This window comes from Pseudomonas sp. PDM26 (genome assembly GCF_019219185.1).
GTDB lineage: Bacteria > Pseudomonadota > Gammaproteobacteria > Pseudomonadales > Pseudomonadaceae > Aquipseudomonas.
In genome coordinates this window covers 367250-383709 of sequence record NZ_JAHUWC010000005.1, presented here as the reverse complement: position 1 = coordinate 383709, position 16460 = coordinate 367250, and the positions used below count along the sequence as shown (strand labels likewise).

15 protein-coding genes are annotated in these 16460 nt (G+C 60.9%); 5 read left to right on the top strand and 10 right to left on the bottom strand.

Features of this window, described 5'->3' with window-relative positions; translation table 11 throughout:
- The first annotated feature begins 128 nt into the window (after window positions 1–128).
- From leuS to KW849_RS13145, 5 genes are all read left to right on the top strand, one after another.
- On the top strand, window positions 129–2735 hold the full coding sequence (leuS, locus tag KW849_RS13165) for a leucine--tRNA ligase (protein WP_218429780.1): 2607 nt from the start codon (window positions 129–131) through the stop codon (window positions 2733–2735).
- 87 nt (window positions 2736–2822) lie between these two features.
- A complete protein-coding gene (gene lptE, locus KW849_RS13160) occupies window positions 2823–3428 on the top strand; it encodes an LPS assembly lipoprotein LptE (RefSeq protein WP_218429779.1) in 606 nt (201 codons plus the stop codon).
- 39 nt (window positions 3429–3467) lie between these two features.
- Window positions 3468–4505 (top strand): DNA polymerase III subunit delta, encoded by a 1038-nt coding sequence (gene holA / locus KW849_RS13155; RefSeq protein ID WP_057713163.1) that lies wholly within the window; start codon window positions 3468–3470, stop codon window positions 4503–4505.
- A gap of 246 nt (window positions 4506–4751) precedes the next feature.
- Complete coding sequence (gene arfA, locus KW849_RS13150; RefSeq protein WP_008052393.1) at window positions 4752–4916, top strand: alternative ribosome rescue factor ArfA; 165 nt, start codon at window positions 4752–4754, stop codon at window positions 4914–4916.
- A 62-nt stretch (window positions 4917–4978) separates the two neighbouring features.
- Window positions 4979–6301: a lytic murein transglycosylase gene (locus KW849_RS13145; RefSeq protein ID WP_218429778.1), complete on the top strand. Its 1323-nt coding sequence runs from the start codon at window positions 4979–4981 to the stop codon at window positions 6299–6301.
- A gap of 118 nt (window positions 6302–6419) precedes the next feature.
- Here KW849_RS13145 and KW849_RS13140 read toward each other — a convergent pair whose 3' ends face one another.
- The 10 genes from KW849_RS13140 to rlmH form a co-directional block, all read right to left on the bottom strand.
- Window positions 6420–7370, bottom strand: coding sequence for an LD-carboxypeptidase (locus tag KW849_RS13140; protein WP_218429777.1), 951 nt, complete (start codon window positions 7368–7370; stop codon window positions 6420–6422).
- Window positions 7371–7542: 172 nt separating this feature from the next.
- The gene (gene lipA, locus KW849_RS13135) at window positions 7543–8541 is read right to left on the bottom strand and encodes a lipoyl synthase (RefSeq protein ID WP_162276382.1); all 999 of its coding nucleotides are present in this window, start codon (window positions 8539–8541) and stop codon (window positions 7543–7545) included.
- A 25-nt stretch (window positions 8542–8566) separates the two neighbouring features.
- Window positions 8567–9214: a lipoyl(octanoyl) transferase LipB gene (lipB, locus tag KW849_RS13130; protein WP_218429776.1), complete on the bottom strand. Its 648-nt coding sequence runs from the start codon at window positions 9212–9214 to the stop codon at window positions 8567–8569.
- Window positions 9214–9489, bottom strand: coding sequence for a DUF493 domain-containing protein (locus KW849_RS13125; protein WP_007990615.1), 276 nt, complete (start codon window positions 9487–9489; stop codon window positions 9214–9216). Before KW849_RS13125 ends, lipB begins: the two co-directional genes overlap by 1 nt.
- A gap of 87 nt (window positions 9490–9576) precedes the next feature.
- Window positions 9577–10734, bottom strand: coding sequence for a D-alanyl-D-alanine carboxypeptidase family protein (locus tag KW849_RS13120; RefSeq protein WP_218429775.1), 1158 nt, complete (start codon window positions 10732–10734; stop codon window positions 9577–9579).
- A gap of 180 nt (window positions 10735–10914) precedes the next feature.
- A complete protein-coding gene (locus KW849_RS13115; protein WP_218429774.1) occupies window positions 10915–11922 on the bottom strand; it encodes a septal ring lytic transglycosylase RlpA family protein in 1008 nt (335 codons plus the stop codon).
- Window positions 11922–12932 (bottom strand): lytic murein transglycosylase B, encoded by a 1011-nt coding sequence (mltB, locus tag KW849_RS13110; protein ID WP_218429773.1) that lies wholly within the window; start codon window positions 12930–12932, stop codon window positions 11922–11924. Before mltB ends, KW849_RS13115 begins: the two co-directional genes overlap by 1 nt.
- A gap of 17 nt (window positions 12933–12949) precedes the next feature.
- Window positions 12950–14053, bottom strand: a complete 1104-nt coding sequence (gene rodA / locus KW849_RS13105) for a rod shape-determining protein RodA (protein ID WP_218429799.1) — start codon at window positions 14051–14053, stop codon at window positions 12950–12952.
- A gap of 31 nt (window positions 14054–14084) precedes the next feature.
- On the bottom strand, window positions 14085–15980 hold the full coding sequence (mrdA, locus tag KW849_RS13100) for a penicillin-binding protein 2 (RefSeq protein WP_218429772.1): 1896 nt from the start codon (window positions 15978–15980) through the stop codon (window positions 14085–14087).
- Between the two features lie 10 nt (window positions 15981–15990).
- A complete protein-coding gene (gene rlmH / locus KW849_RS13095) occupies window positions 15991–16458 on the bottom strand; it encodes a 23S rRNA (pseudouridine(1915)-N(3))-methyltransferase RlmH (protein ID WP_003185785.1) in 468 nt (155 codons plus the stop codon).
- Window positions 16459–16460: the final 2 nt, after the last annotated feature.

The window sequence follows — 16460 nt, the reverse complement described above, 5'->3', positions numbered from 1 at the left end:
ATGCTACGGCGCTTCCTGTAACTCCACTTCCAGCTCGGCTGGGCCTCGAAAACGCCAATGTGGCGTGTTCACCGTCCAGCGTTGCATTGAAGAGGATTAGGCCACCCCTATTCAGTTCAAAAGTAGCCATGCACGAACAATATCAGCCCCGTGAAATCGAAGCCGCCGCCCAGTCGTTCTGGGACGAGCAAAAGTCCTTTGAAGTCAGTGAACAGCCAGGCAAGGAGACTTACTACTGCCTGTCGATGTTCCCTTACCCCAGCGGCAAGCTACACATGGGGCACGTGCGCAACTACACCATCGGCGACGTGATCTCCCGCTACCAGCGCATGCAAGGCAAGAATGTTCTGCAACCCATGGGTTGGGACGCCTTCGGCATGCCGGCGGAAAACGCCGCGATGAAGAACAACGTAGCGCCCGCCAAGTGGACCTACGAAAACATCGCCTACATGAAGACCCAGCTGCGCAGCCTGGGCCTGGCGGTGGACTGGTCGCGCGAAGTGACCACCTGCAAGCCGGATTACTACCGCTGGGAACAATGGCTGTTCACCCGCCTGTTCGAAAAAGGTGTGATTTACAAAAAAAGCGGCACCGTGAACTGGGACCCGATCGACCAGACCGTCCTGGCCAACGAGCAAGTGATCGACGGTCGCGGCTGGCGTTCCGGCGCGCTGATCGAAAAGCGCGAAATCCCGATGTACTACTTCAAGATCACCGCCTACGCGGATGAGCTGCTGGAGAGCCTCGACGACCTGCCGGGCTGGCCTGAACAGGTCAAGACCATGCAGCGCAACTGGATCGGCAAATCCCGCGGCATGGAAGTGCAGTTCCCGTACAACGTCGATTCCATCGGCGAAGCGGGCGTGCTGAAAGTCTTCACCACCCGTCCGGACACTCTCATGGGAGCGACCTACGTCGCCGTGGCCGCCGAACACCACTTGGCCACCCTCGCTGCACAGAACAATCCTGAGCTGCAAGCGTTCATCGCTGAATGCAAGGGCGGCAGCGTGGCTGAAGCCGACGTCGCCACCCAGGAGAAAAAAGGCCTGCCGACCGGCCTGTTCGTCGAGCACCCGCTGACCGGCGAAAAACTGTCGGTATGGGTCGCCAACTATGTGCTGATGCACTACGGTGATGGCGCTGTGATGGCGGTTCCGGCCCACGACGAGCGCGATTTCGAGTTCGCCCACAAGTACAACCTGCCGGTTAAATCGGTCGTGCGCACCAGTTCCGGCGATAGCAACCCGCAGCCATGGCAAGACGCCTACGGCGAGTACGGCACGCTGATCAATTCCGGCGAGTTCGACGGCCTCGACTTCGCGGGTGCCTTCGACGCCATCGAAGTCGCGCTGATCAAGAAAGAACTGGGCGCCTCGCGCACCCAGTTCCGCCTGCGCGACTGGGGCATCAGCCGTCAGCGCTACTGGGGCTGCCCGATCCCGATCATCCACTGCAACACCTGCGGTGATGTGCCGGTACCGGAAGATCAATTGCCGGTCGTACTGCCGGAAGACGTGGTGCCGGACGGCGCCGGCTCGCCACTGGCGCGCATGCCTGAGTTCTACGAGTGCAGCTGCCCTAAATGTGGCCAGCCTGCCAAGCGTGAAACCGACACCATGGACACCTTCGTCGAGTCGTCGTGGTACTACGCCCGCTACGCCTCGCCGCACTTTGAAGGCGGCCTCGTGGAAAAATCCGCAGCCGACCACTGGCTGCCGGTGGATCAGTACATCGGCGGTATCGAACACGCGATCCTGCACCTGCTCTACGCGCGCTTCTTCCACAAATTGATGCGTGACGAAGGCCTGGTGAGCTCCAACGAGCCGTTCAAGAACCTGCTGACCCAGGGCATGGTGATCGCCGAGACTTACTATCGTCGCGAAGCCAATGGCGCTTACACCTGGTTCAACCCGGCGGACGTCGAGCTTGAGCGTGACAGCAAGGCCAAGGTTATCAGCGCCAAGTTGAAAGCTGACGGCTTGCCGGTGGAAATCGGCGGCACCGAGAAGATGGCCAAGTCGAAGAACAACGGTGTCGACCCACAGTCGATGATCGACCAGTTCGGTGCAGACACTTGCCGCCTGTTCATGATGTTCGCCTCGCCGCCTGACATGAGCGCGGAATGGTCTGACTCCGGCGTGGAAGGTTCGCACCGTTTCCTCAAGCGTGTCTGGCGTCTGGCTCAAGCCCACGTCACCCAGGGCCTGCCGGGCAAACTGGACGTCGCCAGCCTGAATGACGAGCAGAAAGCCGTTCGTCGCTCGATCCACCTGGCCATCAAGCAGGCCAGCCAGGACGTCGGCCAGAGCCACAAATTCAACACCGCCATCGCCCAGGTGATGACGCTGATGAACGTGCTGGAAAAAGCCGCGCAAGGCACCGAGCAGGATCGCGCACTGATTCACGAAGGTCTGGAAACCGTGACTCTGCTGCTGGCTCCGATCACGCCGCATATCAGCCACGAACTGTGGAATCAACTGGGTCACGCTGATCCTGTGATCGACGCCGGTTGGCCGGTGCAGGACGACAGCGCACTGGTGCAGGACAACCTGACGCTTGTCATCCAGGTCAACGGCAAGCTGCGTGGCCAGATCGAAATGCCCGCCAGCGCCAGCCGCGAAGAAGTCGAAGCAGCCGCCCGCGCCAACGAGAACGTCCTGCGCTTCGTCGACGGCCTGACCATCCGTAAAGTGATCGTAGTGCCCGGGAAACTGGTCAATATCGTCGCCAGCTAATTGGATCAGGCGCCAGGTGAGCCTGGCGCCGAGTAAAACCTTTCGGGCCGCTTGATCGGCCCACATGGTTTCAAGGGGAGCAACAAGATGATCAAACGCAATCTGCTGGTGATGGGCCTCGCGGTTCTGTTGAGCGCCTGCGGTTTCCAGCTGCGCGGCACCGGCACCGACGAACTGGCGATCAAGGAGCTCGACCTGAGCGCCCGTAACGCCTACGGCCCAACCGTGACCCAATTGCGTCAGGTACTGGAAGGCAGCGGCGTCAAGGTCTACAACGGCGCACCTTACAAACTGGTGCTGACCAATGAGCAGGAAAGCCAACGCATCCTCAGCTACGCAGGTGCCGGTCGTGCTGGCGAGTACCAGGTGACCACCGTATTGAACTACGACATCCTTGGTCGCGGCGACCTGCCACTGATGAGCGACAAGCTTGAAGTGCAGAAAATCTACATGCACGACGGCAACAACCTGGTGGGTTCCGACCAGGAAGCCGCAACGGCCCGGACAGAAGCCCGCCGTGAGCTGGTTCAGCGCATGATGCTGCGCCTGCAACAACTGAGCCCTGGCCAACTGGATCAGTTGCAGCAGACTGCCGAAGCCAAGGCCAAGGCTGATGCCGCAGCACTGGAAGCGGCAAAGAAGGCTGAAGCGGATACCCCGCGTCAGTCGCCTGTCGAACTGCCGCAGCAGTAAGACTTACGGGGTGCTCAAGCGCCCCGTTCGCCCTCTCTTATGAAACTCGCCCCCGCCCAACTCGCCAAACACCTGCAAGGCGCCCTTGCGCCGGTCTACATCATCAGCGGCGATGACCCGTTGTTGTGCCAGGAGGCGGCCGACGCTGTTCGCACTGCCGCCCGTCAGCAGGGATTCGATGAACGCCAGGTGTTTGCCGCCGACGCCAGTTTCGACTGGGGGACGTTGCTGCAAGCCGGTGCCAGCATGTCGTTGTTCGCCGAAAAGCGCCTGCTGGAACTGCGCCTGCCTTCCGGCAAACCCGGCGACAAAGGTGCCGCCGCTCTTATCGAGTACTGTTCGCGCCCGGCCGATGACACCGTACTGCTGATCAGCCTGCCGAAACTCGATGGCAGTGCGCAGAAAACCAAGTGGGGCAAAGCGCTGGTCGAAGGGCAGCAAACCCAGTTCGTGCAGATCTGGCCAGTCGATGTCGCCCAGTTGCCAAGCTGGATCCGCCAACGTTTGTCCCAGGCCGGGCTTTCCGCCAGCCAGGACGCCGTTGAGCTGATCGCGGCGCGGGTCGAGGGCAATTTGCTGGCCGCTGCCCAGGAAATCGAAAAGCTCAAACTGATGGCCGAAGGGGGTCAGATCACTGTTGAAACCGTACAGGCAGCGGTGGCCGACAGTGCGCGCTTCGACGTCTTTGGCCTGACCGATGCGGTGCTCAATGGTGAAGCGGCCCATGCGTTGCGCATGCTCGAAGGCTTGCGCGGTGAAGGCGTCGAGCCGCCGGTGATTCTCTGGGCCCTGGCCCGGGAGTTGCGCCTGCTGGCCAACATTTCGCTGCAATACAGCCAGGGTACGCCGCTGGACAAGGCCTTCAGCCAGGCCAAACCTCCGGTCTGGGACAAGCGCAAACCGTTGATGAGTAAAGCCCTGCAACGCTACTCGGCCCAACGCTGGGCGCAACTTTTGCTCGAAGCACAGCGTATCGACGCACAGATCAAGGGCCAGGCGGCCGGTTCGCCGTGGATGAGTTTGAGCCGGTTGACGTTGTTGATGGCCGGGCAGCGCCTGACGCTGCCCGCGGAGTAATCCACTTACCTGTGGCGAGGGAGCTTGCTCCCGCTGGGACGCGAAGCGGCCCTATTCGATCTCGGCAGCAATGCACTTTCAGATTTGACGACTGCTTTGCAGCCGAACGGGAGCAAGCTCCCTCGCCACAAACAGCCAGCCTCACAACCCGTTCAGAAAGATCCTACGCAATACAGGACCTAGACAGTCTCCCAACTTCGGCCGATGATTTGCCCCGCAAAAACAACTCACTTGCGAGAAATCATCATGAGCAAAAAGCCATCGACGCATGGCCCCAACAAAGCCAAATCCATCATCGCCCAGCCATTGTTCCGCAGCCGCCAGGAACGCCCCGCCAAGGGCAAAGGCAGTTACCGCCGCGAAGCCTTCCAGTCTGACAGCTGGGAGGCTTCTTACTTTCTGGCGGCCTGAAAGGCAAGCATCCGCTCAACATGTTAAGGTCTGCACCTGATCCGTATTCCCTGGACCCGTGCATGCCCTTTTGTCTTTCCCGTCGTTGGCACTTGCGCCAATTGATTGCTGCCTCCAGCCTCGTTTTGCTAGTCGCCTGCGCGGAAAAACCTACCGCCGCCGACGCCCAGCCGCTTCAGACCCTCCCTGTCGCCACCGCCCCGGCGATTGTTCCGCCTGTGGTTGCGAACGGTGAAAACCTCGACATCCAACCCACCCAGACCTTCGCCGAATGGCAGGCGGGTTTCCGCAAGGATGCCTTGGCCGCCGGTATCCGCGCCGATCTGTTTGATCGCGCTTTCGCCGATGTCAGCTTTGACCCGAGTGTGATTAGTGCCGATCGCAGCCAACCGGAATTCGCAAAACCGGTGTGGGAATACCTCGACGGCGCCTTGTCGCCGCTGCGGGTACGCAAAGGCCAGTCGCTGGTCAACCAGTACGCCGACATCCTGCAAAACATCGAGCAGCGTTACGGCGTTGATCGTCAGGCGCTGGTGGCCGTGTGGGGCATGGAAAGCAACTTTGGCCAGTTCCAGGGCAGCAAGTCGGTGATCAACTCGCTGGCGACCCTGGCCTACGAAGGCCGTCGCCCCGGTTTCGCCCACGCACAATTGATTGCCGCCCTGCAGATCCTGCAACAAGGCGATATCGAACCCGAGAAGATGCTCGGATCCTGGGCCGGCGCCATGGGCCAGACCCAGTTCATCCCGACCACCTACAACACCCATGCCGTGGACTTCGATGGCGACGGACGCCGCGATATCTGGGGCAGCTCGGCCGATGCCCTGGCCTCGACTGCGCATTACCTGCAAAGCTCAGGCTGGCAGAAAGGCCAGCCGTGGGGCTTCGAAGTGCAGTTGCCAGGCGGGTTCAACTACGTGCTGGCCGACGGCACGACTCGCAAGAGCGTCGCCGAATGGCAGCAACTGGGGATTACGCTGCACAATGGTGGCCAGGTCCCGGCCGGCTCCGAGCAACTGTCCGCCGCCCTGTTGCTGCCGGCCGGTTACCGTGGCCCGGCGTTCCTGGTACTCGACAACTTCCGTGCGATTCTCAAGTACAACAACTCGTCGTCCTACGCCCTGGGTGTGAGCCTGTTGTCCGAACGCTTCAATGGCACGGGACTGATCAGCGGCACATGGCCAAAGGATGACCTGCCACTGAGCCGTACCGAGCGGATCGAGCTGCAAAACTTGCTGAGCACACAAAACTACGATGCCGGCACCGCCGACGGGATCATTGGCGCCAACACGCGCAAGGCGATCCGCAGCGCCCAACAGTCGTTTGGCTGGCCGGCGGATGGGTATCCGACGCACAAATTGCTGGAAGGCTTGCGTAACCGCTAAAAACATCGCGAGCAGGCTCGCTCCCAACATTTGATCTGTGATCGACACAAAATCAATGTGGGAGCGAGCCTGCTCCGGGCGGCGATCCGACGAAGTCGGAGTATCAAACACCCAAGATCTAGCGCCTGAACACCACATCCTGCTCCAACACCAACTCCTTGCTCCCGGCATCCAGCCGCACCAAGGCACCCATCGGCAACGTCAGGTTCGGGTTGCAATGCCCACTGCGCCAGCCGGACAGCACCGGAATCAGCAATGGCTCGAACATCTGCTTGAGCAAGCGCTCCAGCGCGACCACCTCAACTCCCGCGATGTCCCCCACCAGCACCCCACGCAGCTTGTGCAGGGTCCCCGCAAGACGCAGATGGGTCAGCAACCGGTCGATGCGATACAGCGGCTCGTTGATATCTTCGATGAACAGAATGACGCCCTCGGCATCGATCTGGTAGGGCGTACCCATCGTCGCGGCAATCATCGACAGGTTGCCACCGAGCAGGCGCCCATGAGCGACACCCGGTACGATCGTCGTCAACGGGCGGCCAATCGGATGCGTGAGCACGCTACCGGCCCTGCATTGCCCACTGAGCATATTAAAAAACGAGGATTCGGTAGGTGGCAGCCGCTCACCCAGCAAATCGGCGTTGAGCAGCGGGCCATGGAAGGTCACAAAACCCGCATAACGGCTGATCGCCAAATGCAGCGCGGTGATGTCGCTGTAGCCGATGAATGGCTTGGCGTGGTGGCGCAGCAACTGGAAATCGACGCGATCAAGCAACCGAGGCGTGCCGTAACCGCCACGCAGGCAAATGATGGCATCGACCTCCGGGTCGGTGAACGCGGCGTGCAGGTCATTGAGTCGTATATCGTCGCTGCCGGCGAGGTAGCCATCCTTCTCGAACACCCCCGGAAATATCCGTAGCGAGTAACCACGTGCGCGCATCCAGGCGATGGCCTTGTCGGTGTCCAGCGCTGCGGGGCCGGCAGGCGCGATCACGGCGATCAACCCTTGCATCGGCAACGCCGGTACAGGCGTGTGAGGCATGAGCGTGGGGTCAGGTCTTGCGGTCATCCATGGATCTCCCAGCGTAGAAGCGTCAAGCACACATTAGTCAGGAACGGCGACAAACAGAAGGGGATCAATCGTCCCGTCGTTCGCAGGAAAGGGCCGAAATCACTGTCAGACGGGCAAAAAAAGCCCGCAAGGCCGATTAAACCTTGCGGGCACTTTTCACAGCGCTGAATCAGGACGACATCAGCTCGGCCTTGACCAGCTTGGCCTGCTCGTCAGCGTGATACGAAGAACGTACCAACGGACCGGACGCCACGTTCTTGAAGCCCATCTTGTAGCCTTCCTCGGCGAACCAGGCGAAGGTGTCCGGGTGCACGAAACGCTGCACCGGCAAGTGGCTGCGGGACGGTTGCAGGTACTGGCCGAGGGTCAGCATGTCGATGTCGTGTTCGCGCATGCGCTTCATGACTTCGATGACTTCTTCGTCGGTCTCGCCCAGGCCCAGCATCAAACCGGATTTGGTCGGAATGTGCGGCATCATCTGCTTGAAACGTTGCAGCAGGGTCAGCGACCACTGGTAGTCCGAGCCCGGACGCGCAGCCTTGTACAGGCGCGGCACGGTTTCCAGGTTGTGGTTGAACACATCCGGTGGCTCGGCAGCGGTGATTTCCAGGGCGATGTCCATGCGGCCACGGTAGTCCGGGACCAGGGTCTCGAGCTGGACGTTCGGCGACAGCTTGCGGATTTCGCGGATGCAGTCGGCAAAGTGCTGGGCACCGCCGTCACGCAGGTCATCACGGTCCACCGAGGTGATCACCACGTACTTGAGTTTCAGGTCGGCGATGGCGATGGCCAGGCTTTCCGGTTCGTTGACGTCCAGTGGCTTCGGACGGCCGTGGCCGACGTCGCAGAACGGGCAACGACGGGTGCAGATGTCGCCCATGATCATGAAGGTCGCGGTGCCGCCGGAGAAACACTCGCCCAGGTTCGGGCAGGAAGCCTCTTCGCACACGCTGTGCAGCTTGTGTTTGCGCAGCAGGGCCTTGATGCGGTCGACTTCCGGTGAAACCGGGATGCGGACACGAATCCAGTCCGGTTTTTTCGGCAATTCCGTAGTCGGAATGATCTTCACCGGGATGCGTGCAACCTTTTCGGCGCCGCGCAGCTTGACGCCGGCTTCTACCTTGGGACGCGGGGCCGGGCGCTCGGTGACATCGAGCGTCGGGATCATGGTTTGCACTGCATCAGTAGTCATATCAGTCGATTCCGCCCGTCAGGGTCGTCTGCTCAGCATAGTCGAGGTGTTTGACGAGCTGCACGCGCAGCCGGGCACTTACCTCGGCAAATTCAATCGATCCTGCGTGATCGCTCAGCTGGGTCATCGCCAGCCCGGCATAGCCGCAGGGATTAATCCGTCGAAACGGTTCCAGGTTCATGTCCACGTTCAGGGCCAGGCCATGAAAGGAGCAGCCATGGCGGATCCGCAGACCCAGCGAGGCGATTTTCGCCCCGTCGACGTAGACACCCGGTGCATCGGGTTTGGCCACGGCGGTGACGCCGTAACTGGCCAGCAGTTCGATCAGGCACTGCTCCATCCGACTGACCAGATCGCGCACGCCAAACCCGAGCTTGCGCACGTCCAGCAGCAGATAAGCCACCAACTGGCCAGGCCCGTGGTAAGTCACCTGACCACCACGATCGACCTGCACTACCGGAATATCACCGGGGAGCAGCAAATGTTCGGCCTTGCCCGCCTGGCCCTGGGTGAACACCGGTGGATGCTCTACCAGCCAGATCTCGTCGGCGGCATCGCTGCCGCGTTCGTTGGTGAAGCGTTGCATGGCATGCCAGACCGGCTCGTAAGCCATCTGGCCGAGCTCGCGAAAGCCCAGCGTGCCAGACATCACAACACCATGTGCACGAAACCGGTGGCCCGCAGTTCGCTGTTGATGTTGTACAGCTGGTCCTGGTCGGTCGCGACGATGTGCAACTGGATGGTGGTGTATTTGCCGTTGCTGCTCTGGCGCTCGTCAACACGCTCATCGTTGATCTTGGCGTGTTTCTCGACGATCTTGATGATCTTGTCTTTGTTGCCCACACCGGTATCGCTGATTACCTTAACGGGATAGTCAGTGACCGGGAATTCGATCTTTGGCGCCTTTACTTCGGTATCGGTCATGGCGTAACGGCCTCGTAAGCGTAAGCCGTGGCGACGGGCATGGCTGCGCGCCAGATCAGCGCGGAGCCATGCAGGTGCACACTAAATTCAGTTGAACAAGCCGTAGAAGAATAGACGGATGCTATCCCACATGCGGCGGAAGATACCACCTTCCTCGACAGCGTCCAGAGCGATCAGATCAGCGCTGTGCACCACCTTGTCGTCCAGTTTCACTTCGACTTTACCGATCACGTCGCCCTTGGCGATTGGCGCGACCAGTTGCGGGGTCATGGTCATGCTGGCAGCAAGCTTTTTCAGCTGGCCTTTGGGCAGGGTCATGGTCAGGTCTTCAGCCAGGCCAGCCTTGACCTGGTTGGTGGAACCCTTCCAGACCGGCGCTTGGGCCAGTTCGGCGCCCTTCTGATAGAAGGTCTGGGTTTCGAAGAAGCGGAAACCGTAGGTCAGCAGCTTCTGGGTTTCTGCGGCACGAGCCACTTCGCTGTTGGTGCCGAACACCACGGCGATCAGGCGCATGCCATCACGTACGGCCGAAGACACCATGCAGTAGCCGGCTTCGTCGGTGTGACCGGTTTTCAGGCCGTCGACGGTCTTGTCGCGCCACAGCAGCAGGTTACGGTTCGGTTGCTTGATGCCGTTCCAGAAGAACTCTTTCTGCGAGTAGATCGCGTAGTGAGCCGGATCTTCGTGGATGATCGCGCGGGCCAGCACAGCCATGTCGTGAGCCGACGAATAGTGCTCAGGGTTCGGCAGGCCGGTCGGGTTCATGAAGTGGGTGTTGGTCATGCCCAGGTCGGCGACGGTCTTGTTCATCAGGTCGGCGAAGGCGTCTTCGCTGCCGGCAATGTGCTCGGCGAGCGCTACGCTGGCGTCGTTGCCCGACTGGATGATGATGCCGTGCAGCAGGTCGCTGACGGTGACCTGCGAGCCCACTTTGATGAACATCCGCGAACCGCCGGTGCGCCAGGCGTTCTCGCTGACGGTCACCGGATCGTTTTCGCCGATCTGGCCGCGACGGATTTCCAGGGTCGCGATGTACGCGGTCATCAGCTTGGTCAAGCTGGCCGGCGGCAGACGCTGGTCACCATTGTTCTCGACCAGCACGTTGCCGCTGCTGGCATCCATGAGCACGTAGGCCTTGGCAGCCAGTTGCGGTGGCGACGGCATCATCTCGACCGCGAACGCGGCAGGTGAGAGGAGCAGCGGGACTAACAGGAACAGGCGTTTGGCAAAGGTGGTGATGTTCATCCGTCTCTCGAAATCGCTAATGGAAACTGCCCAAGGGCAAAACTAATCAGATGACTTTCTAACGAGTCATCGCGTGTTCAGCTGCTCACTCTGTAACCCTTGCCGGGCTTTTGTTCTTCGACGAGCCAACAACCTGATTCACCCCCAATCGCTGGTGAATCGTCAATCAAGTCCTACGTATTACTCGGTGACCACACTTGGCGAACCAAGGTTGGCCAGGCGCACGCTGTTCTGCACCTGGGCAATCTCACCCGGCGAACCGATCGGCCCCAGGCGAACCCGGTGCAGGGTCTGCTGATTGCGCACGATCGAACTGATGAACACCGGAGCGCTCACCATCCCGCTGAGCTTCGATCTCAGGAGTTCTGCAGCGTCCGGGTTGGCGAACGCGCCCACCTGCAGATACTGGCCAGAGGCTGATGCAGAAGCGTTTTTTTTTGCATCGAGCTGCACAGGCACCGCCGCGGCGGCGTGTTGCTGCGGCGGCGGTGTCCATTGCTCGACGGTGCCGGCCGACGCAGTGATCACCGGGGCGCTATTCTGCGCGACTTTCGGTTCATTGAGCATTAATGGTGCCGGACGGCCTTTGGCTGCCCACCACGTTTGCGGGTCGATGCCTTCGACCTTGACCCGCGCGGTGCCGGTTTCGGCGTAACCGAGCTTTTTGGCCGCCGCGTAGGACAAGTCGATGATCCGGTCCGAATAGAATGGCCCGCGATCGTTGACCCGCAGGATCACGCTCTTGTTGTTGTCCAGGTTGGTCACCCGAACGTAACTCGGCAGTGGCAATGTCTTGTGCGCGGCACTCATGCCGTACAAGTCATACACTTCGCCGTTGGCGGTGTTCTGACCGTGGAACTTGGTGCCGTACCAGGACGCCGTACCCGACTGCACGTAGGTCTTGGACTCTTGCAGCGGAAAGTAAGTCTTGCCCAGCACAGTGTACGGGTTAGCCTTGTACGGGCCGGTGTGCAGGGTCGGCGTGGCGTCCGGGATGCGCGAAACATCGACATCCCACCATGGCGCGCCATCCTTGTGGGCGCGGTTGATGTCCAGCCCCGGCGTCGAGCGCACGGCGGCGGTGGACTTCTGGGCCGGCGCGCGGCTGGTCGAACAACTGGCGACCAGCACAACCAACGCGGCGAATGCCATCAACTTCAGGGGTTTATTGATAGGCAATGCCCGCATTACTTGACGCCCCGTGCTTGGACCAGCTGTTCAGACAGTTGATGTACGGCCATGGCGTACATCACGCTGCGGTTATAACGCGTGATCGCGTAAAAATTCTTCAGGCCCATCCAGTACTCGGAGCCATTGTCGCCTTCCAGGCGGAAAGCGGTAACCGGCATATCATCGCGCAGCGCATCATGACTTGACCACCCCAGGGCTCGCAACTCCCCGACGGTTTTCGTGGGTTCGATTCCTGCGGTCAAACCCTCGTCGACCTGATCGCCACGGACATCGGCACGGCTGACCACCGGTTCGCCGGCGCCCCAGCCATGACGCTTGAAGTAACTGGCGACACTACCAATGGCATCGTCGGGGTTGGTCCAGATGTTGATATGGCCATCACCGTCGAAATCCACCGCATAGGCGCGGAAACTGCTCGGCATGAATTGCGGCAACCCCATTGCGCCGGCGTAAGAGCCTTTGAGCGTCATCGGATCGACCTGCTCTTCGCGGGCCAGCAGCAGGAACTCACGCAATTCCTTGCGGAAAAACTCGGCACGGGGAGGATAGTCGAAACCCAGGGTCGACAAGGCATCGATCACCCGGAAATTTCCGGTATTACGGCCGAAAAAGGTTTCAACGCCGATGATCGAGACTATCACCTGGGCCGGAACGCCGTATTCCTGCTCGGCACGGGCCAACACCGCTTCGTGCTGACGCCAGAAATCCACACCCCGGGCTATGCGCGCATCGGTGATGAACATCGGGCGATATTCGCTCCACTGCTTGACCCGTTCGGCGGGTTTCGAGATGGCGTCCAGAATCGACTGCTTGCGCTCGGCTTCGCGGAACACACCCATCAATTGTTCACCGGCGAAACCATAGTCGCGGGTCATTTCACCGACGAATTCGGCCACCTGGGGTGAGCCTTCGTAGTCGCCGGCCAACGCTTCCTGCACGGTGCCAAGGATGCTTACCAGGCCGACCCATGGCGCATACCGAGTCACCCAGCCACGCATTACTTGCATTGAAAGTTTCACCTTATTCAAACCTGTGCGATCCACTTGCGATGGGTATGGATCGACATCAAAACCCCAAACGCTGACAGCAGCGTCACCAGCGAAGTTCCTCCGTAGCTAATGAACGGCAACGGCACCCCCACCACCGGCAACAGGCCACTGACCATACCGATGTTGACGAAAACATAAACAAAAAAAGTCATGGTCAGGCTGCCCGCGAGCAACTTGCCGAACAATGTCTGCGCCTGGGCGGTAATCACCAGTCCGCGGCCGATCAACAGCAGGTAGATCAGCAACAGCGCGCAGATCCCCACCAGGCCGAATTCTTCACCCATTACTGCAATGATGAAATCGGTGTGGCTTTCCGGCAGAAAGTCCAGGTGCGACTGGGTGCCCAGCAACCAGCCCTTGCCGAACACACCGCCGGAACCGATGGCGGCCTTGGACTGGATGATGTTCCAGCCCGTACCGAGCGGATCGCTCTCCGGATCGAGGAACGTCAGGATCCGCTGCTTCTGGTAGTCGTGCATGATGAAGAACCACATGGCAACCGCCACGGGCACGGCGGCGGCCAGTACGCTGAGGATCCAGCGCCAGCGCAAGCCCCCCATGAACAACACGAAAGCGCCGCCGGCCAGGATCAGCAGCGAAGTGCCGAGGTCCGGTTGACGCACGATCAGAATGAACGGCACGCCGATCAGCATCAGGCTGACGCCCACATGCTTGAGCTGGGGCGGCAAGGTGCGCTTGGACAAGTACCAGGCGATCGTCGCCGGCATCAGGATTTTCATGAATTCCGAGGGCTGGAAGCGGATCACCCCGGGAATGTTGATCCACCGGGTGGCGCCCATCGCGTTGTGGCCCATGATGTCCACCACCAGCAACAGCATTACCCCGACCACGTAGCCCAGCGGCACCCAGCGCGCCATGAAGCGCGGCTCGAACTGGGCGATGACGATCATCGACACCAGGCCGATGCCGAACGAAGTGGCTTGCTTGCCCAGCAGATCCCAACTTTTGCCACTGGCCGAATACAACACGAACAGGCTGCCGGCGGCGAGAGTCAGCAGCAGGATCAACAATGGCCCGTCGATGTGCAGGCGTTGCAGCAGCGTCGCACGGCGACGCATCACATCCTCGCTGGAGAGCATGCGATCGAAGTTATTCATCACGGGCGGTTGCCTCTGCACTGATAGGGCTGGCGTATTCGGGCTTCAACCGACCGTCCTGGTCCAGGAGCCAGGCATCCATGATTTGACGCACCACTGGCGCGGCGACGCCGGAGCCGGACTCGCCGTTCTCGACCATCACCGACACCACGATTTTCGGGTCGTCGGCCGGCGCGAAGCCGACGAACAAGGCGTGGTCACGGTGACGCTCCTGGACCTTGGAGCGGTCGTACTTTTCACCCTGCTTGATCGCGACCACCTGGGCCGTACCCGACTTGCCGGCGATTCGGTATTGCGCGCCGATCGAGGCTTTGCGCGCCGTACCCCGGGCACCATGCATAACCTGCTGCATGCCGTGGTTGACCTTTGTCCAGTCGGACGGGTCACGCAGGATGATGTCTGGCATCGGGTTCTGATCCACCGGTTTCTCGCCCTCGATGGTCCGGGCCAGGTGCGGACGGTTCCACACACCCTTGTTGGCCACCAGCGCGGTGGCCTGGGCCAATTGCAATGGGGTCGACTGCATATAGCCCTGGCCGATCCCGAGAATCAGCGTTTCGCCCGGGAACCACGCCTGCCGGCGCGTCGCACGCTTCCACTCGCGGGTCGGCATCAACCCCGGCGATTCTTCGAACATGTCCAGGGAGACCTTCTGACCGATACCGAACTTGCTCAAGTACGACGACAGCCTATCGATACCCAGCTTGTGGGCCAGGTCATAGAAGTAGGTGTCGTTGGAGCGCATGATCGCGGTATCGAGATCGACGAAGCCGTCGCCAGTCCGGTTCCAGTTGCGGTACTTGTGATCGTAGTTGGGCAGCATGTAGTAGCCGGGGTCGAACACCCGCGACGACGCTGTCACCACGCCTGCGTCCAGGCCGGCAATCGCTACCGCCGGCTTGATGGTCGAGCCCGGCGGGTACAGACCACGCAGCACGCGGTTGAACAACGGCCGGTCGATGGAATCGCGCAGCTCGGAATAGGCCCTGGAGCTGATGCCGGTGACGAACAGGTTCGGATCGAAACTCGGCTGGCTGACCATCGCCAGCACTTCACCGGTTTTCGGGTCCAGCGCTACCACCGCACCACGACGACCACCGAGCGCAGCTTCGGCGGCTTCCTGCAATTTGATGTCCAGGCTCAGGACGATGTCCTTGCCGGGAATCGGATCGGTACGCTTGAGCACGCGCAGTACGCGGCCCCGGGCGTTGGTCTCGACTTCCTCGTAACCCACCTGGCCGTGCAATTCTGGCTCGTAGAAACGCTCGATGCCGGTTTTGCCAATTTGATGGGTGCCGCTGTAACTCACCGGATCCAGGATCTTCAGCTCTTTCTCGTTGATCCGCCCCATGTAACCCACCGAGTGCGCAAAATGCGCACCCTGCGGATAGTGGCGGACCAGTTGCGCGACCACTTCCACACCCGGCAGGCGGAACTGGTTCACGGCGATGCGCGCGATCTGCTCTTCAGTCAGTTCAAACAGGATCGGCACCGGCTCGAACGGCCGGCGGCCCTGACGCATGCGCTTCTCGAAGATCACCCGGTCCTCGGGCGTCAGCTCCAGCACTTCGACGATCACGTCGAGCACCTGCTGCCAGTCGCCGGAACGCTCGCGGGTCATGCTCAGGCTGAAACTCGGCCGGTTATCGGCAATCACCACGCCATTGCGGTCGAAAATCAGCCCACGGGGCGGCGGAATCGGCTGCACATGGACGCGGTTGTTTTCCGACAGGGTCGAGTGGTACTCGTACTGGATCACCTGCAGGAAATACAGGCGCGCGATCAGCACGCCAATCAGCGCCACCACTGCAATGGCCCCGAACACGACGCGGCCACGCACCAGACGGGCGTCTTTTTCGTGGTCCTTGATGCGGATCGGCTGGGACATGAGGGCAGAGCTACTTGTGGTAAGGGTGACCGGACAGCACGGTCCAGGCACGGTACAACTGTTCGCCGATCAGAATCCGCACCAGCGGGTGCGGCAAGGTCAGCGGCGACAACGACCAGCGCTGGTCAGCCCGCGCACAGACTTCCGGCGCCAGCCCTTCGGGGCCGCCGACCATGAAGTTGACCGTACGCGAGTCCAGCCGCCAGCGATCGAGCTCGACCGCCAGTTGCTCGGTGCTCCAGGGCTTGCCGTGGACTTCGAGAGTGACAATCCGCTCGTTCGGCCCGACCTTGGCCAGCATGGCTTCGCCTTCCTGACGGATGAAACGGGCCACGTCGGCGTTCTTGCCGCGGGTATTGAGCGGTATTTCCACCAGTTCCAGCGCCAGCTCGGACGGAAGACGCTTGGCATATTCATGCCAGCCTTCTTCCACCCATTTGGGCATGCGTGAACCGACGGCGATCAGTCGCAGTCGCACAG